Annotated in this window: 11 protein-coding genes; 6 read left to right on the plus strand and 5 right to left on the minus strand. The window is 69.3% G+C overall.

The window, feature by feature from the left end; translation table 11 throughout:
* Nucleotides 1-8: 8 nt before the first annotated feature.
* The 3 genes from KIT25_00825 to KIT25_00835 are packed head-to-tail and all read right to left on the minus strand — an operon-like array spanning nt 9 to nt 2,227.
* Nucleotides 9-737, minus strand: a complete 729-nt coding sequence (locus KIT25_00825; GenBank protein ID UYN95524.1) for an aspartate/glutamate racemase family protein — start codon at nt 735-737, stop codon at nt 9-11.
* A complete protein-coding gene (locus KIT25_00830; protein UYN95525.1) occupies nt 734-1,459 on the minus strand; it encodes a DNA-3-methyladenine glycosylase I in 726 nt (241 codons plus the stop codon). Before KIT25_00830 ends, KIT25_00825 begins: the two co-directional genes overlap by 4 nt.
* Before the next feature lie 3 nt (nt 1,460-1,462).
* Complete coding sequence (locus KIT25_00835; GenBank protein UYN95526.1) at nt 1,463-2,227, minus strand: alpha/beta hydrolase; 765 nt, start codon at nt 2,225-2,227, stop codon at nt 1,463-1,465.
* A gap of 38 nt (nt 2,228-2,265) precedes the next feature.
* Between KIT25_00835 and KIT25_00840 the strand changes: the two genes are divergently transcribed.
* The 4 genes from KIT25_00840 to KIT25_00855 are packed head-to-tail and all read left to right on the plus strand — an operon-like array spanning nt 2,266 to nt 8,104.
* Nucleotides 2,266-4,509, plus strand: coding sequence for an arylsulfatase (locus tag KIT25_00840; protein ID UYN95527.1), 2,244 nt, complete (start codon nt 2,266-2,268; stop codon nt 4,507-4,509).
* Between the two features lie 24 nt (nt 4,510-4,533).
* On the plus strand, nt 4,534-5,757 hold the full coding sequence (locus KIT25_00845) for an MFS transporter (protein UYN95528.1): 1,224 nt from the start codon (nt 4,534-4,536) through the stop codon (nt 5,755-5,757).
* The gene (locus KIT25_00850; protein UYN95529.1) at nt 5,754-6,662 is read left to right on the plus strand and encodes a DMT family transporter; all 909 of its coding nucleotides are present in this window, start codon (nt 5,754-5,756) and stop codon (nt 6,660-6,662) included. The genes KIT25_00845 and KIT25_00850 overlap by 4 nt, the downstream gene beginning before the upstream one ends.
* Nucleotides 6,659-8,104, plus strand: coding sequence for an amidase (locus tag KIT25_00855; GenBank protein UYN95530.1), 1,446 nt, complete (start codon nt 6,659-6,661; stop codon nt 8,102-8,104). Before KIT25_00850 ends, KIT25_00855 begins: the two co-directional genes overlap by 4 nt.
* Before the next feature lie 68 nt (nt 8,105-8,172).
* On the opposite strand, the gene KIT25_00860 is transcribed toward KIT25_00855, so the two are convergent.
* Nucleotides 8,173-9,177, minus strand: a complete 1,005-nt coding sequence (locus tag KIT25_00860) for an isopenicillin N synthase family oxygenase (GenBank protein UYN95531.1) — start codon at nt 9,175-9,177, stop codon at nt 8,173-8,175.
* Between the two features lie 161 nt (nt 9,178-9,338).
* Here KIT25_00860 and KIT25_00865 point away from each other — a divergent pair, with 161 nt between their 5' ends.
* A complete protein-coding gene (locus KIT25_00865; protein UYN95532.1) occupies nt 9,339-11,819 on the plus strand; it encodes an NAD-dependent epimerase/dehydratase family protein in 2,481 nt (826 codons plus the stop codon).
* Between the two features lie 16 nt (nt 11,820-11,835).
* A complete protein-coding gene (locus KIT25_00870; protein UYN95533.1) occupies nt 11,836-13,695 on the plus strand; it encodes a glycoside hydrolase family 15 protein in 1,860 nt (619 codons plus the stop codon).
* Here the strand turns inward: KIT25_00870 and KIT25_00875 are convergent.
* A complete protein-coding gene (locus KIT25_00875; GenBank protein UYN95534.1) occupies nt 13,692-14,627 on the minus strand; it encodes an alpha/beta fold hydrolase in 936 nt (311 codons plus the stop codon). The two genes, KIT25_00870 and KIT25_00875, sit on opposite strands and share 4 nt — an antisense overlap.
* Between the last annotated feature and the right edge of the window lie 89 nt (nt 14,628-14,716).

Below are 14,716 nucleotides of genomic sequence, written 5' to 3' on the forward strand. Positions count from 1 at the left end.
CCCTAGGGCTAACCGATCCGCTTTGCGAGCCCCCTGGACAGGCCGACGCTGTCGACGGGCGGCGGCGGATCGCCGAGGCCGCCGAGCTTCTGCCGCGCCAGGCTCTCGGCGAGCGCGACGGCGCAGGCGACACCGTCGAGCAGCGGCACGGCAACCCGCGATCCCAGCCGTGCCGCCAGTCCGGCAAGCCCCGCACCGCCCAGGATCACGACGTCGGCGCCGTCCTCGCGCGCGCAGGCCGTGCAACTCCTCGCGAGCAGCGACAGCGCCGCCCGGGGATTGCGCGCGATGTCGGCGCCCGTCGGCGCAACCGTGCGTACCGACGCGAGCCGCGGGCCGAGGCCCTGCGCGACGACGAACTCCTCGAGCATCGCCTTCCAGCGCTCGCCGCCGGTGACGATGGAGAAGCGCTTGCCGACGGCGCAGGCCTGCAGGATCGATGCCTCCGCCATGCCGACCACCGGCACGTCGGAGATTTCCTTGAGCGCGGCCAGTCCGGGATCGCCGAAGCAGGCGAGGATCACGGCATCCTTGCGGCCGCGGTCGTTGGCCAGTGCGTCGACCGCGGCGTGGCCCGCGATCGCGTAGCCGACGCGCGAGGCGATGTAGCGCGGCCCGAAGGCGCCCGAAACGGCGCGCAGCGTCGTGCCCGTGCTCGCGAAGCCCCGCGCGGTCCTCAGCACCAGCTCCGTGATCGAGGCCGTGGTGTTCGGATTGATGAGCAGGAGCTCGGTCACGACTGCATGACCTCGCGCAGCCGCTCGGCCGGATGGTTCTCGCCGATCGACATCGAGCAGATGCGCGAGACGTGGGTGAGCGGCAGGCCGCTTTCCCTGGCCCAGGCGTTGATCTGGTCCTGGGCGAGCCTGCGGTCCTTCTTCGACGTGCCCTTGTCGCTCAGCGGCACGCCCGCGTCGCGCAGGCAGAGCATCAGGTCGTTGCTCAGGATGAAGGAGTCGCGGCCGAGGAAGCGGATCAGGTATTGACCCGTGTTGCCGCCCAGCCGCGCACCGCGTTTGGCCAGCACGTCGAGCAGCCCGACCTGGTCGTCGGCCGGCCAGGCGGCGAGGAACTTGCCGAAGCTGCCGTGCTCGGCGGCGATGTCGCTCACGAACGCGGCGTTCTCGCGCACCGACTTGATCTTCTGCGGATTGCGCACGATGCGCTTGTCGGAGGCGAGCCCGTGCCAGAACTCGGCCGGCTGGAACAGCAGGCGCTTGACGTTGAAGCCGAGGAACGCCGCCTCGAAGCCCGGCCACTTCTGGTCGATCACGCTCCACACGAAGCCCGCCGAGAAGACGCGCCGGGTCATCTCGGCCAGCACGCGGTCGTCGCCGAGCCCGGCGAGATCCCTGTTGTTGCGCTTCTTCGGCAGCAGCGACGCCAGCACCTTCTCGCCGCCCTTGCGCTCGGCGGCGCGTTCGCGGATGCGCGCGAACGGCAGGACCTTCCTCGCCATCGGCTACTCCAGCCAACCGTCGAAGAAGTCGAAGACGCTGGCCTTGAACAGGCCGTGCGCGATCATCGAGAAATGGTCGCAGCCGGGCAGGGTGACGGCCTTCGCCCCGGCGATGGCCTGCGCCAGGACCTGCGGCGAGCCGGCGAGCGAATCGCGCTGGCCGGCGATGACCAGCGTGGGCCGGCGCACGGCGAACAGCGCGTCCCGGGTGATCGGCGTGCGCGGACCGCGCGAGCAGGCGGCCAGGGCGCGACGGTCTTCCTTCTGTTCGTCGGCGAAGTGGCGGAAGCTTTGCAGCATCGGGTCGGCGATCTCGTCGGGCGAGGCCGCTTCCATCGCCCTGGCCATGCCGTCGGGATCGGCGGGTGGCTCGAAGATCCGGCCGCCGACGCCCGCGACGACGAGATGGTCGATGCGGCCGCCATCCGTCATTGCCGCCGTCAGCGCGATGTGGGCGCCCATCGAGAAGCCCAGCAGGTGGGCACGCTCGATGCCGGCATGGTCCATCAGCCGGAACACGTCGCCCGCCATCGCCGCACGGTCGTACCGCGCCGGATCGTGCGGCTTGTCGCTTTCGCCATGACCGCGACAGTCGAGTGCCAGCCCGCGCATTCCCTTGCCCGCGATGGCGTCGTACCAGCCCATGCGCTTCCAATTCTCGTATCGGTTGGACGAGAAGCCGTGCACGAGCACGATCGCCTTGCGTGCGTCGCGCTGGCCGAATTCGTCATAGGCGAGTTGCACGCCGTCGGATGTGAAGTGCGTCATTCTGCGTGCTAGAAGACCGCGCAAAGGGAGGAATTGCAATGGCGGCACGGATCGGGACGACGGTGAAGGAGTCCCGGCCGCATTGGCCGGAGGAGCCGGAAAGGCCACCCGGCTTGCACGGAAAGGGCGCGCCCAACATCTTGGTGGTCCTGTTCGACGATGTCGGCTTCTCCGACTTCGGCTGCTACGGCTCGCCGATCTCGACGCCGACCATCGATGCCCTGGCGGGCAAGGGACTGCGCTACACCGGCTTCCACACCACCGCGATGTGCTCGACCACGCGGGCCGCGCTGCTCACCGGACGCAACCACCATTCCGTCGGCGTCGGCTGCCTCGCCAACTTCGATTCGGGCTATCCCGGCTATCGCGGCAAGATCGCGAAGGAGGCCGGCACCATTGCCGAGATGCTGCGTCCGCACGGCTATCGCAACTACATGCTGGGCAAGTGGCACGTCACGCCGCTCACCGAATCGGGCGCCACCGGTCCGTTCGACGGCTGGCCGCTCGGCCGCGGCTTCGATCGCTTCTACGGCTTCATGGACGCCGAGACCGACCAGTACGCGCCCGAGCTGGTGCGCGACAACACGCCGGTCGATCCGCCGGGCGACCATGCCGGCGGCTATCACCTGACGGCCGACCTCGTCGACCAGGCGATCCGCTACCTCGCCGACCATGTCGGCGACCGGCCCGAGCTGCCGTGGCTGACCTGGCTCGCCCTGGGCGCCTGTCACGCGCCGCACCAGGCGCCGGCCAACCTGATCGCCAAGTACGACGCGATGTTCGCCGAGGGGTGGGACGTCGAGCGCGAGCGACGGCTCGAACGGCAGAAGACGCTCGGCATCGTGCCCGGCCAGACGCGCCTGCCGCCGCGCAACGACCACGTCCGCGCCTGGAGCGAGATTCCCGAGGGCGAGCGCCGCCTCTTCACCCGCCTGCAGGCGGCCTATGCCGCCATGCTCGATCACGCCGACCAGCACCTCGCGCGGCTGGTGGATTTCCTCGATCGCGCGGGCCAGCTCGACGACACGCTGATCGTCGTGATGTCCGACAACGGCGCCAGCCAGGAGGGCGGGCCGCTCGGCATGGTCAACGCCATGGGTCCCTACAACCTCAAGCGCGAGCCGATCGAGGAGAAGATCGCGCGCATCGACGACATCGGCGGGCCCGACACGCATTCCAACTTCCCGCTGGGCTGGGCGATGGCGGCCAACACGCCGCTGCGCCGCTACAAGCAGAACACGCATGGCGGCGGCATCCGCGACCCGCTGGTGATCTCGTGGCCCACCGGCATCGCCGCGCGCGGCGAGCTGCGGGGCCAATTCTGCCATGCCAGCGACCTGGTGCCGACCCTGCTCGACATCGTCGGCGTGCGGCCGCCCGACTCGATCGGCGGCGTCGCGCAGATGCCGATCGAGGGCACCAGTTTCGCCGCCAGCCTCGGCAATCGAGGGGCGCCGGCCCGGATCGCGCCGCAATACTTCGAGATGTTCGGCCATCGCGGCCTGTGGCGCGACGGCTGGAAGGCCGTGTCGTTCCATCCGCCCGGCGCGGCCTTCGAGCAGGACAAGTGGGAGCTGTTCCACCTCGACAACGATTTCAACGAGGTCGACGACCTCGCCGCCAAGGAGCCGGAGCGGCTGAAGGCGATGATCGACGAATGGTGGAGGCAGGCGGCGGCATGCAAGGTGCTGCCGCTCGACGACCGCTTCGCGCCGCGCTTCGCCGACAACGCCACGCGCTTCCATGGGCCACGCAAGCGCTTCGTCTTCCATGCCGGCATGGGGCATGTGCCGACCGACGTGGCGCCCGACGTGCGCAACCGCACCTACACGATCGAGGCCGATGCCCGCATCGATGCCGGCAGCGAGGGCGTGCTGATCGCCCACGGCGACATGACCTGCGGCTACTCGCTCTACATGAAGGACGGACGGCTTGCCTACGACATGAACGTGGGCGGCCAGCATCACGTCGCCGTCTCCGACCGGCCGGTGCCGAAGGGCAACCGCCGCCTCGGCGTGCGCATGCGGCGCAAGGAAGGCAGGAACATCGCCACGCTCCTGATCGACGGCGAGGCGGCGGGCGGCTTCGAGACCCAGGCCGGCTTCGTCGCCTTCATCTCCTGGTCGGGTCTCGACATCGGCCGCGACCGGTCGAGCCCGGTGTCGCACTACGAGGCGCCGTTCGAGTTCACCGGCAGGCTGCGCAAGGTCACCGTGCTGATGGACGACGATCAGACGCTCGACGCGGAGACGGCGGCCAACGCGGCGCTCGCCCGCGAATGACCTTCAGCAAATGACTGCCACCGCATGACCGCCATCGGCCAGCGCGCCGGCGTCGACAGCCCGTATGCCTGGCGGCTCGCGTTCCTGTCGATGTTCTGCATCGGCCTGGGCGGCGGCGCGCTCTACCTGCCCGTGGTCGCGCTGAAGGAGATCGCCGCCGAATTCGGCGATCAGCGCGCCGTGCCGTCCTTCGCCTACATGCTCGGCTTCTTCGCCATGGGCGTGGGCGGCGTGTTGATGGGCTGGCTGGCCGACCGCACCAGCCCGCGCGTGCCCCTGTTCATCGCCGGCGTCTCGATCTTCGCCGGCGGCTGGCTGGCGAGTGCCGGCGGCGAATGGCTGCTCTATCTCGGCTACGCCATCCCGCTCGGCCTGCTCGGCAACTCGGGCACCTTCACGCCGGCCATGAACAACATCCAGGGCTGGTTCGACAGGCGACGCAGCACCGCGGTCTCGATCATCTCGGCCGGCCCGGCCATCTCGGGCTTCATCTGGCCGCAGATCTACCGCTGGCTGGTGCCCGAGTACGGCTGGCGCGAGACGCTGGTGATCTACGGCGTGATCGCGGGCGTGCTGCTCTTCATCTGCGCCTTCTACGTGCGGCCTTCGCCGGTAGCGCGCGCCCGCGCGGTGCAGGCCGAGGATCTGTCCGGCCTGCCGATGCCGTCCAAGGCGATCATGACGCTGCTGTCGCTGGCGAGCCTTTGCTGCTGCACGGCGATGGCCGTGCCGTTCGTCCACATGGTGGCGTTCTGCGGCGATCTCGGCCTGTCGCCGGCGCGCGGCTCGGAGGCGATCGCGCTCATCCTGGTGACGGCGGTCGCGGCGGTCTTCGTGCTCGGCCGGCTGTCGGACTTCATCGGGCCGCTCCAGGTCAGCCTGCTGTGCTCGCTGATCCAGGTCGTGGCGCTGGTCGGCTTCTGGTTCGTGACGAGCGTCGCCGGCATCTACACGCTCTCGGTGATCCACGGCATTCCCTACATCGCCATCGTCCAGGGCTATGCGCTGATCCTGCGCAAGGTCTACGGCCCGACCATCGCCGGCTGGCGGCTCGGCGTGGTCATGCTGTTCGCCATGGCCGGCATGGCGATCGGCGGCTGGATGGGCGGCGCGATTTTCGACCTGACCCTGTCCTATCGCCCCGCCTTCCAGGTGGCGCTGGCCTTCAACCTGCTGAACATGATGCTGCTCGGCCTGCTGTTCTTCGGCCAGCGGCGGCGCGCGGCGGTCGGCCTCTATCCGCGATGATCCCGGCCAACGCCACCCTGCGGGCGCTGCTCTGGATGACCGCCTGCGGCGTGCTGTTCGGCGTCCTCAACATGACGCAGAAGCTGCTGACGCATCAACTTCATCCGCCGCAGGTCGTGTGCCTGCGCTATCTCGTCGGTTCCGCCCTGCTGCTGCCCTTCGTGGTCGCGGGCGGCTGGCAGCGCTACCGGCCGGGCCGGCCGTCGCTGCATGCCTGGCGCGCCGTGTTCCACGTCACCGGCTCGCTGATCTGGTTCGGCGTCATCCCCAACGTCACCCTGGCCGAGGCCTCGGCGATCGGTTTCACCGGCCCGATCTTCATGATGCTGGGTGCCTCGCTGTTCCTCGGCGAGCGCATGTATGCCGCGCGCTGGGCCGCCGTCCTCATCGCCTTCGGCGGCGTGCTGGTCGTGCTGTGGCCGGGCCTCGTCGATTCGAACATAGCCTCGATGTCGACCGTCTGGATGCTGGTGTCATCGCCCCTGTTCGCCGCCTCGTTCCTGATCTCCAAGGTGCTCACCCGCTACGACCGGCCCGAGGCGATCGTCTTCTGGCTGGGCGTGGTGATCTTCGTCGGCAGCCTGCCGTTCGCCGTCTTCGCCCTCGAATGGCCGCTGCGCGTGGCCTGGCAGTGGCCGTCCGCGCTGCAGTGGACCCTGCTCGGCGCCTGCGGCCTGGTCGGCTCCTCGGCGCACTATTGCATGACGCGCGCCTACCGCATCGCCGACGTCTCGGCCGTGCAGTCGGTGCGCTTCCTCGATATGGTCTGGGCGTCGCTGTTCGGCTTCCTGATGTTCGCCCACCTGCCGACCGGCTGGGCGCTGGCCGGCGGCACCATCATCTGCGCGGCGACCCTCTGGATCGCGCGCTACGAGGCAAGGCATCCGCGGGAGGCAAGGGCATGAGCGAGTTGTGGCGTCTCACCGCCGTCGAGGCCGTCTCTCTCCTGAAGAAGAGGGAGATCACGCCGCTCGACCTGATCGAGGCCTCGGCGCACCGCATCGCCGAGGTCGAGCCGCACGTCAACGCGCTGCCGACTCTCTGCCTCGACCGCGCCCGCGACCACGCCCGGCGCATCATGGACGGAGGCGAAGCCTGCGAAGCCGCCGGCGAAGCGGGCTGGCTCGCCGGCCTTCCGGTCTCGATCAAGGACCTGACCGACGTGGCGGGGGTGCGCACCACCTACGGCTCGCCGATCTTCGCCGACCACGTGCCGGCGAAATCGCATCCCCTGGTCGAGCGCATCGAGCGCAAGGGCGGTGTGGTCGTCGCCAAGTCGAACACGCCGGAGTTCGGCGCCGGCGGCTCGACCTTCAACGAGGTGTTCGGGCGCACGCGCAACCCGTGGAACACGTCGCTCACCTGCGGCGGCTCGACCGGCGGCGGCGCGGTGTCGCTGGCCACCGGCGAGGTCTGGCTGGCGCACGGCTCGGACCATGGCGGCTCGCTGCGCCGGCCCGGCACCTATTGCTCGGTCGTCGGCCTGCGTCCGTCGCCCGGCCGCGTGACGCGCGGCACCTCCAACAATCTCTGGTCGCCGCAATCGGTGCAGGGGCCGATGGCGCGCACCGTGCCCGACCTCGCGCTTTTCCTCGATGCCATGGCGGGCTTCTGCCCGCACGATGCACTCACCTTCGACGCGTCGGCCGTCTCGTTCAGCGCCGCCGTCGCGAAGCCCGCGGCGCCGAGGCGCATCGCCTGGACGGCCGACCTCGGCGGTATCTGCGAGCTCGACGGCGAGATCCGCGACATCTGCTCGAGGATGGTGCGGCGCTTCGAGGAGCTGGGCTGCATCGTCGAGGAGGCGTCGCCCGACTTCGGGCCGGTCGACGAGGTGTTCATGGCCCTGCGCAGCCAGCAGTTCGTCGTCGACCGCGAGCTGCAGATCGAGCAGCACCGGGACAAGATCAAGCCCGACATCATCTGGAACACCGAGCTCGGCCAGAAGCAGACCGCCAGCCGGCTCGCCTGGGCCGAGCGCGAGCGCGCCGCGCTCTTCAGGCGCATGGCCGAGTTCTTCCGGACGTACGACCTGCTGGTGACACCGGGCGCGCCGACCGGCGCCTTCGACGTCAACCTGCGCGCGCCCGCCACCATCGCCGGCAGGAAGCTCGAGAACTACATGGCGGGCTCGACCTTAAACTCGGCGATCACCGTCACTGGCAGCCCGGCCGTCGCCGTGCCCTGCGGCTTCGACCGGCACGGCCGCCCGGTCGGCCTGCAGCTCGTCGGCAAGCCACGCGGCGAGGCGGCACTGTTGCAGGCGGCGGCGCTCTACGAACAGGCGGTCGGGTTGCACAAGCTGCTGCCGATCGATCCCAGGGCGGGGACGGTGCCGCCGGGGTAGATTCCTCCCCAACCAAGTTGGGGAGGTGTGGGCACCTCCCCGCGCTTCCGCGCAGGGAGGCGTGAGGCTCAATTGGCCTGCAACCGCACGCCCTCGGCGGTGCGCACGTGGTCGTAGTTCTGCTTCTGGTACCACGTCATGAAGTCGCTGTAGGTCGTCGGCTCGTACTTCGGCGGGTGGGCGGCGTCGGTGCAGGACGGCAGGCAGACCATCTCGTGGTCGATGGTGCAGTCGAAGAAGAACGGGATGGCGTAGCGCTCGCCGCCGGAACGGTTGACGACGCGGTGCGGCGTGGCGCGGAAGCGGCCGTTGCTCCAGCGGTTCAGCATCTGGCCGCTGTTGACCAGGAAGGCGCCCTCGATGGCCGGCGCGTCGATCCAGCGTCCCGAGGCGGTGCGCAGCGACAGGCCGGGCACCTTGTTCTGCGCCAGCAGGGTCATGAACGAGGTGTCGGCGTGCGGCGCCAGGCCGTACTCGCCGTCCTGCAAGACAGGCGTGTGGGGATAGTGCGACATGCGCAGCGTGTATTGCGGCTCGCGGAAGGCCGGCGCGAAATGATCCGGCGGCAGGTCGAGCGCCACGGCATAGACCGGCAGGATCGAGAGCGCCGCGCGCTCCATGGCGTCGCAATAGGCAACCACGGCTTCGCGGAAGCCGGGCAGCGCGGCCGGCCACTGGTTGGCGCCGCGGAAGCGCCGGTTGGCGATCACGTCGGGATGATCGGCCGGCAGGTCGCGCTTGACGAAGAACGCCTCGTTGAGGTTGGGCTTGTTGCCCGTGCTGACGTCGGAGTGCCGCGTGGTCGCCGCCTTCATCGCCAGGTAGCCGATATTGTGCTCGTTGATCTTGAGACGGAGCTTGTCGTCGAGCGGCTGGGCATGGAAGCGCGCCGCCTCGGCGAACACGCGATCGACCAGCGCCTGCGGCACGCCGTGCCCGGTCATGAACCAGAAGCCGACATCCTCGTAGGCGTGGCGCAACTCCTCGCCGCAGCGCGCCAGCGCGGCGGCGTCGCCGGCCAGGACGCCCGACACGTCGATGATGGGGATCTCCTCGCTCGTCACGGCCGTCATGGAGTCTCTCCGACTGGAGGGTGGCTCGGGGCAGCGTAGGGCACGGGTCGGGCACGCGGCAAGGCGGCCGGCGGAGCGTCCGGAGACAGGCAACGACCCTCGCCGACTGACGTTCTCCCTTCGGATCGCGGCCCGGGCGACGAACCAGCGGAGCAGCCGACATGTCATCATCCAAGCCGCTCGTGCTGATTACAGGGGCGTCTGGCAACGTCGGCCGGTCGATCGCCGCGGCGCTGAAGGCCGACTATCGCGTCGTCGGGCTCGACCGCGAGGGCGCCGACCTCGGGTTTCCGGTCGTCGCCACCGATCTGACCTCGGACGAGCGGGTCGCGGCGGCACTGAACGGGATCCGGGAACGCCACGGTGACCGGATTGCCAGCGTCATCCATCTCGCGGCTTATTTCGACTTCACCGGCGAGGACAATCCGCTCTATCGCGAGGTCAATGTCGAGGGAACGCGGCGCCTGCTGCGGGCCCTGCAATCGTTCCCGGTCGAGCAGTTCGTCTATTCCGGCACCATGCTGGTCCACGAGGCATGCCGGCCCGGCGAACGGATCGACGAGAGCCGGCCGGTCGCCCCGACATGGGCCTATCCGCAATCCAAGGCCGACGCCGAGGAGGCGATTCGGGCCGAGCACGGCCGTATCCCCTATGTCCTGCTTCACCTCGCCGGCCTGTACGACGATCGCACTACCGTGCCGACGCTCGCCGAACAGATCGCGCGCATCTATGAAGGCTCGCTGCAGGGCCATCTCTATGCCGGCAGCACGGCCGCCGGCCAGAGCATGCTGCATCGCGAGGACATGATCGACGCGTTTCGCCGCGTCGTCGATCGGCGCGCCGAACTGCCCCGGGACGCCACGCTTCTCGTCGGCGAACCCGATGCGATGAGCTACGCCGAGATTCAGGACCTGGTCGGGAGCATGCTGCATGGCGATCCCGACTGGACGACGATCGAGGTGCCGAAGCCCGTTGCGAAGGCAGGAGCATGGGCACAGCACGCGATCGAGCCGCTCGTGCCGGACGCGCTCGATCAGGGTGAGAAGCCGTTCATCCGGCCCTTCATGATCGACATGGCCGACGACCACTACGCGCTCGACGTGTCGCGGGCGCGGGACCTCCTGGGATGGCGGCCGCGGCATCGGCTGGCCGACGAACTGCCGAAGCTCGTCGAGTCCCTCAGGAGCGATCCGCTCGGCTGGTACGAGGCCAACAAGGTGACGCCGCCGCCGTGGATCGCCGCCGCCGACAAGGCCGGCCACGATCCGGAGGAGCTGAGGCAGCGGGACGCCGACGCGCGCGCACGCGCGCACGGGCGCTACCGATGGGCGGGCTTCGCCAACATCTTCCTCGGGGCATGGCTCGCGACCTCGCCGCCGCTGATCGGCGTCGCGCCGCCGCTCCTCGCCTGGAGCGATGTCGCCTGCGGCTGCATCGTCATGGTGCTGGGCGCTCTCGCCTTGACCCGCCGCAATGTCGCGGTGCGGTGGGCGGCGGCCGGCGTGGGGACGTGGGTGATGTGCGCGCCATTCGTCTTCTGGACGCCGGAGGCGGCCGCCTATCTGAATGGAACGCTGGTCGGCGGGCTGATCTTCGCCTTCGCCGTCTGCACGCCGCCCGAGCCGGGGCCGTCGCCGCTCGCCTCGGCGAGCGGGCCGTCGATACCCTCGGGGTGGAGCTACAATCCGTCGGCCTGGACCCAGCGCATCCCGATCATCGCGCTCGCGGTGATCGGCCTGATCGTGTCGCGCTACCTGGCGGCCTATCAACTCGGCCATACCGACGCGGTGTGGGAGCCGTTCTTTGCCGGTGGACCCGATCCCCGGAACGGCACCGAGGAGATCATCACGTCCTCGGTGTCGCAGGCCTGGCCCGTGCCCGATGCGGCCGTCGGCGGGCTCGTCTACGCGCTCGAGATCCTGGCCGGCGTCGGCGGCTCGACGCGGCGCTGGCGAACCATGCCCTGGCTCGTTCTGCTGTTCGGCCTCCTGATCGTGCCGCTCGGCGTCGTCTCGATCACCTTCATCGTCATCCAGCCGATCGTCATCGGCACCTGGTGCACGCTCTGCCTGATCGCCGCCGCGGCGATGCTTGTGCAGATCCCGTATTCGCTCGACGAGCTCGTCGCCTCGGTGGCGTTCCTGCGCCGGCGGCGTGCCGCCGGCCGGCCCGTCCTGCGCGTCCTGCTGTTCGGCGACACCGATGCGGAAGATCGCCGGAACGCGGGAGAAGCCGAGGCTGCGAAGGACGAGTTCGACCGCCCCGCGCTCGTCGTGGCACGGGAAATGGTGGGCGGCGGTGTATCGCTGCCGTGGTCGCTGGCCGTCTCGGCCGCGATCGGAGTCTGGCTGATGTTGACGCGGCTCACGCTCGATGCGGAGGGCGCGATGGCCGACGGCGATCACTTGATCGGCGCGCTCGTGCTGACGACGACGGCGATCGCTTGCGCCGAAGTCGCGCGCGTTGCACGCTTCCTCAACGTCGTGTGGGGCGTGGCGCTGATCGTGCTGAGCTTCGTCCTCGATGCGACGGCCGTGCAACAGGGCGCCGCGATCGCTTGCGGCGTGGCGCTCGTCGCCTTGAGCATGCCGCGCGGCGACATCCGGCATGTTTATGGCGAATGGACCAGGCAGATCGTGTGACGATGAAGGAAGGCCGATGAGCGCGCCGATCGAGGATTACGGCCTGATCGGGGATTGCCAGACGGCCGCGTTGGTCGGCAGGGACGGCTCGATCGACTGGCTGTGCTGGCCGCGGTTCGACTCGGACGCGTGCTTCGCGGCCTTGCTCGGATCGGCCGACCACGGACGCTGGCTGATCGGGCCGGCGACGGCGCCTCGGCAGGTGTCGCGCCGCTATCGGCCGGGCACGCTGGTCCTCGAGACCACGTTCGTGACCGAGTCGGGAACCGCGACGCTGATCGACTTCATGCTGCCGCACGACGGGACTTCCGACCTGATGCGCCTGGTGCGCTGCGATGCCGGAACGGTCGAGATGCGCCTGGAACTCGTGCTGCGCTTCGGCTACGGGCACACCGTGCCGTGGGTCACCCGCCTTCGCGACGGCGGGGTGCGTGCCATCGCCGGTCCGGACAAGGTCCTGCTGCGCTGTCCTGTCGAGCTGCGCGGCGAGGATTTCCGCACGGTGGCGACCTTCAGCGTCCGCGAAGGCGAGACGATTCCCTTCGAATTGAGCCATTGCCTGTCGCATCTCGACGATCCGCCGCCGTCGGACGCGATCGGCGCGGTCGACGATTGCACCGGCTTCTGGCGCGACTGGATCGCCAATGTCGACACAAGCGGGCCCTATGGCGACGCGATATGCCGCTCACTCATCACGCTCAAGGCGCTGACCTATGCGCCGAGCGGAGGCATCGTCGCCGCGCCGACGACGTCGCTGCCCGAGCACCCCGGCGGGGAGCGCAACTGGGACTATCGCTTCTGCTGGATCCGCGACGCCACCATGACACTGCTCGCCCTCATGGATGCCGGTGTCTACGACGAAGCCGCCGCATGGCGCGACTGGCTGCAGCGCGCGGTCGCCGGGGCGCCGGCGGACATGCAGATCATGTACGGGCTGCTGGGCGAACGACGCCTGGACGAATGGCAGGTCGATTGGCTTCCGGGCTATCTCGGGTCGAGGCCGGTCCGTATCGGCAACGCGGCCTATCATCAGTTTCAGCTCGACGTCTACGGCGAGCTGATGGATGCCTTCGAGCAGGCGCGCGAGGGCGGCCTGGCGACGACGGAAGCCGGCTGGGCATTGCAGCTCGAGCTCGTCAGGCACGTCGGCCGATGCTGGAGGGAGCCCGACTACGGCATCTGGGAGACGCGGGGACCGACACGGCATTTCACCTATTCCAAGGTGATGGCATGGGTGACCTTCGATCGCGCCATCAAGGCGGTGGAGCGTTCGGGCCTGGAAGGGCCGGTCGACGAATGGCGTGCCGAGCGGGCCGCGATCCATGCCGACGTCTGTGAGTACGGTTACGACAGGGAGGGCAATACCTTCCGCGCGGCCTACGGGGAAGGCGTCCTGGACGCGAGCCTCCTCCTCCTGCCGCAGGTCGGCTTCGTCGAACCCCGCGACCCGCGCTTCCTCGGCACGATCGAGGCAATCGAGAGGACGCTCCTGGTGGACGGCTTCGTGCGCCGCTACGACACCAAGCTGGTACCCGACGGCCTCCAGCCGGGCGAAGGCGTGTTCCTGGCCTGCAGCTGCTGGCTGGCCGACGCCTATGCCGCGGTCGGGCGGCGCGACGAGGCACTGGCCTTGTTCGATCGCGTGCTGGCGACCCGCAACGACCTCGGATTGCTCGCCGAGGAATACGACACCGAGAACCGCCGTCTGCTCGGGAACTTTCCCCAGGCGCTATCGCACATCAGCGTGATCAACACGGCCTTCAACCTGACGCGTGCCGTCCATCCGTCCGACCAGCGCGCCAAGGTCGACCATTCCGAGAAACGACCGCCACACGCGCCCCGGCAACCTCGCAGGCCCGGCAAACCTCACGGCTAAATCAGGTTTGCCCGAAGCCAGGATGAAATCCCGTCGGCCACGACGGGGGCAAGCCGTGGGTCACCCTCGCGCGAGGAAGCCCGATGCAGGGCGTGGCACACGGAAGGGGCGATGAGGATGTCGGAGTCGGGTCGGCCGCCGGTCAAGACGTCGACCATCGGCTGGATATCGTCCATCGGCACCACCTGGCGATCGGCGGCACCCTGGACCAGCAGACATTTCGCGTCGACGGCCGTGAGGGCCTCGACCGGGTCGAATGCCATCGCGTGCTGCAGATAGGGCCCTATGTAGGGAGGGAACAGCCTGGTCATCGCGGTCGCGGACGGTGGGCGGCCGGTGGCGCCGATCTCGGCCAGGCCATGCTCGACCTCCGCGAGGAGCGAGGGGTGTCGCCGCGCCACCTGCCGGCGAATGATGTGCCCGAGCGGTCGCCCCGGCGTTGCGGCCAGCACGATGCCGCGGGGAGCATCCCTCGTGCGTGGCGCGGCGGCCAGAGCGAGAAGACCGCCCTCGCTGTGGCCCAGCAAGCCCGTGCAATGGACGTCGACCGTCGGCTGATCCGACAATGCGCCATGCGCGGCCACCACATCGTGGATGGCATTGTCCCAGCGAAAGAACCGCGCCTTTGCCTCCACGTCGCGCGGTGCGACGGTCGAGGCGCCCACGCCGCGCTTGTCGAAGCGCAGGCTGGCGATCTGCGCCTCCGCCAGACGCTCGGCGATCAGCTTCAACGTGTCCAGCCGCCGGGCCGAAAGCGGATTGTTGCCGTTGCGGTCCGTCGGCCCGCTGCCGGCCACGAGCAGGACACCGGGAAACGTCCGACCCTCGGCCGAGGGAAGACGCAGGCTGCCGGCAAGTTCCGTTCCGTCGCCGCCGGCGAAATGCAGTGTTCTATCGTTCACGATCGACGTCGAATTTCGTGAGTTGTTCAATCGGCGAAGATCAACGACCGGCTCGGGCGCGCGTTGCGCCCACCGTTGGCATGCAACGAATCGGCGAAGCGGCTCGTTCGTCCCTGGAT

The organism is Enhydrobacter sp., from assembly GCA_025808875.1.
Lineage (GTDB): Bacteria > Pseudomonadota > Alphaproteobacteria > Reyranellales > Reyranellaceae > Reyranella.

Excerpts from the sequence above, each read along its gene's own strand:
- KIT25_00830 (UYN95525.1), bottom strand. The coding sequence starts at position 1,459 with ATGGCGAGGAAGGTCCTGCCGTTCGCGCGCATCCGCGAACGCGCCGCC.
- KIT25_00835 (UYN95526.1), bottom strand. The coding sequence starts at position 2,227 with ATGACGCACTTCACATCCGACGGCGTGCAACTCGCCTATGACGAATTC.
- KIT25_00840 (UYN95527.1), top strand. The coding sequence starts at position 2,266 with ATGGCGGCACGGATCGGGACGACGGTGAAGGAGTCCCGGCCGCATTGG.
- KIT25_00845 (UYN95528.1), top strand. The coding sequence starts at position 4,534 with ATGACCGCCATCGGCCAGCGCGCCGGCGTCGACAGCCCGTATGCCTGG.
- KIT25_00850 (UYN95529.1), top strand. The coding sequence starts at position 5,754 with ATGATCCCGGCCAACGCCACCCTGCGGGCGCTGCTCTGGATGACCGCC.
- KIT25_00855 (UYN95530.1), top strand. The coding sequence starts at position 6,659 with ATGAGCGAGTTGTGGCGTCTCACCGCCGTCGAGGCCGTCTCTCTCCTG.
- KIT25_00860 (UYN95531.1), bottom strand. The coding sequence starts at position 9,177 with ATGACGGCCGTGACGAGCGAGGAGATCCCCATCATCGACGTGTCGGGC.
- KIT25_00865 (UYN95532.1), top strand. The coding sequence starts at position 9,339 with ATGTCATCATCCAAGCCGCTCGTGCTGATTACAGGGGCGTCTGGCAAC.
- KIT25_00870 (UYN95533.1), top strand. The coding sequence starts at position 11,836 with ATGAGCGCGCCGATCGAGGATTACGGCCTGATCGGGGATTGCCAGACG.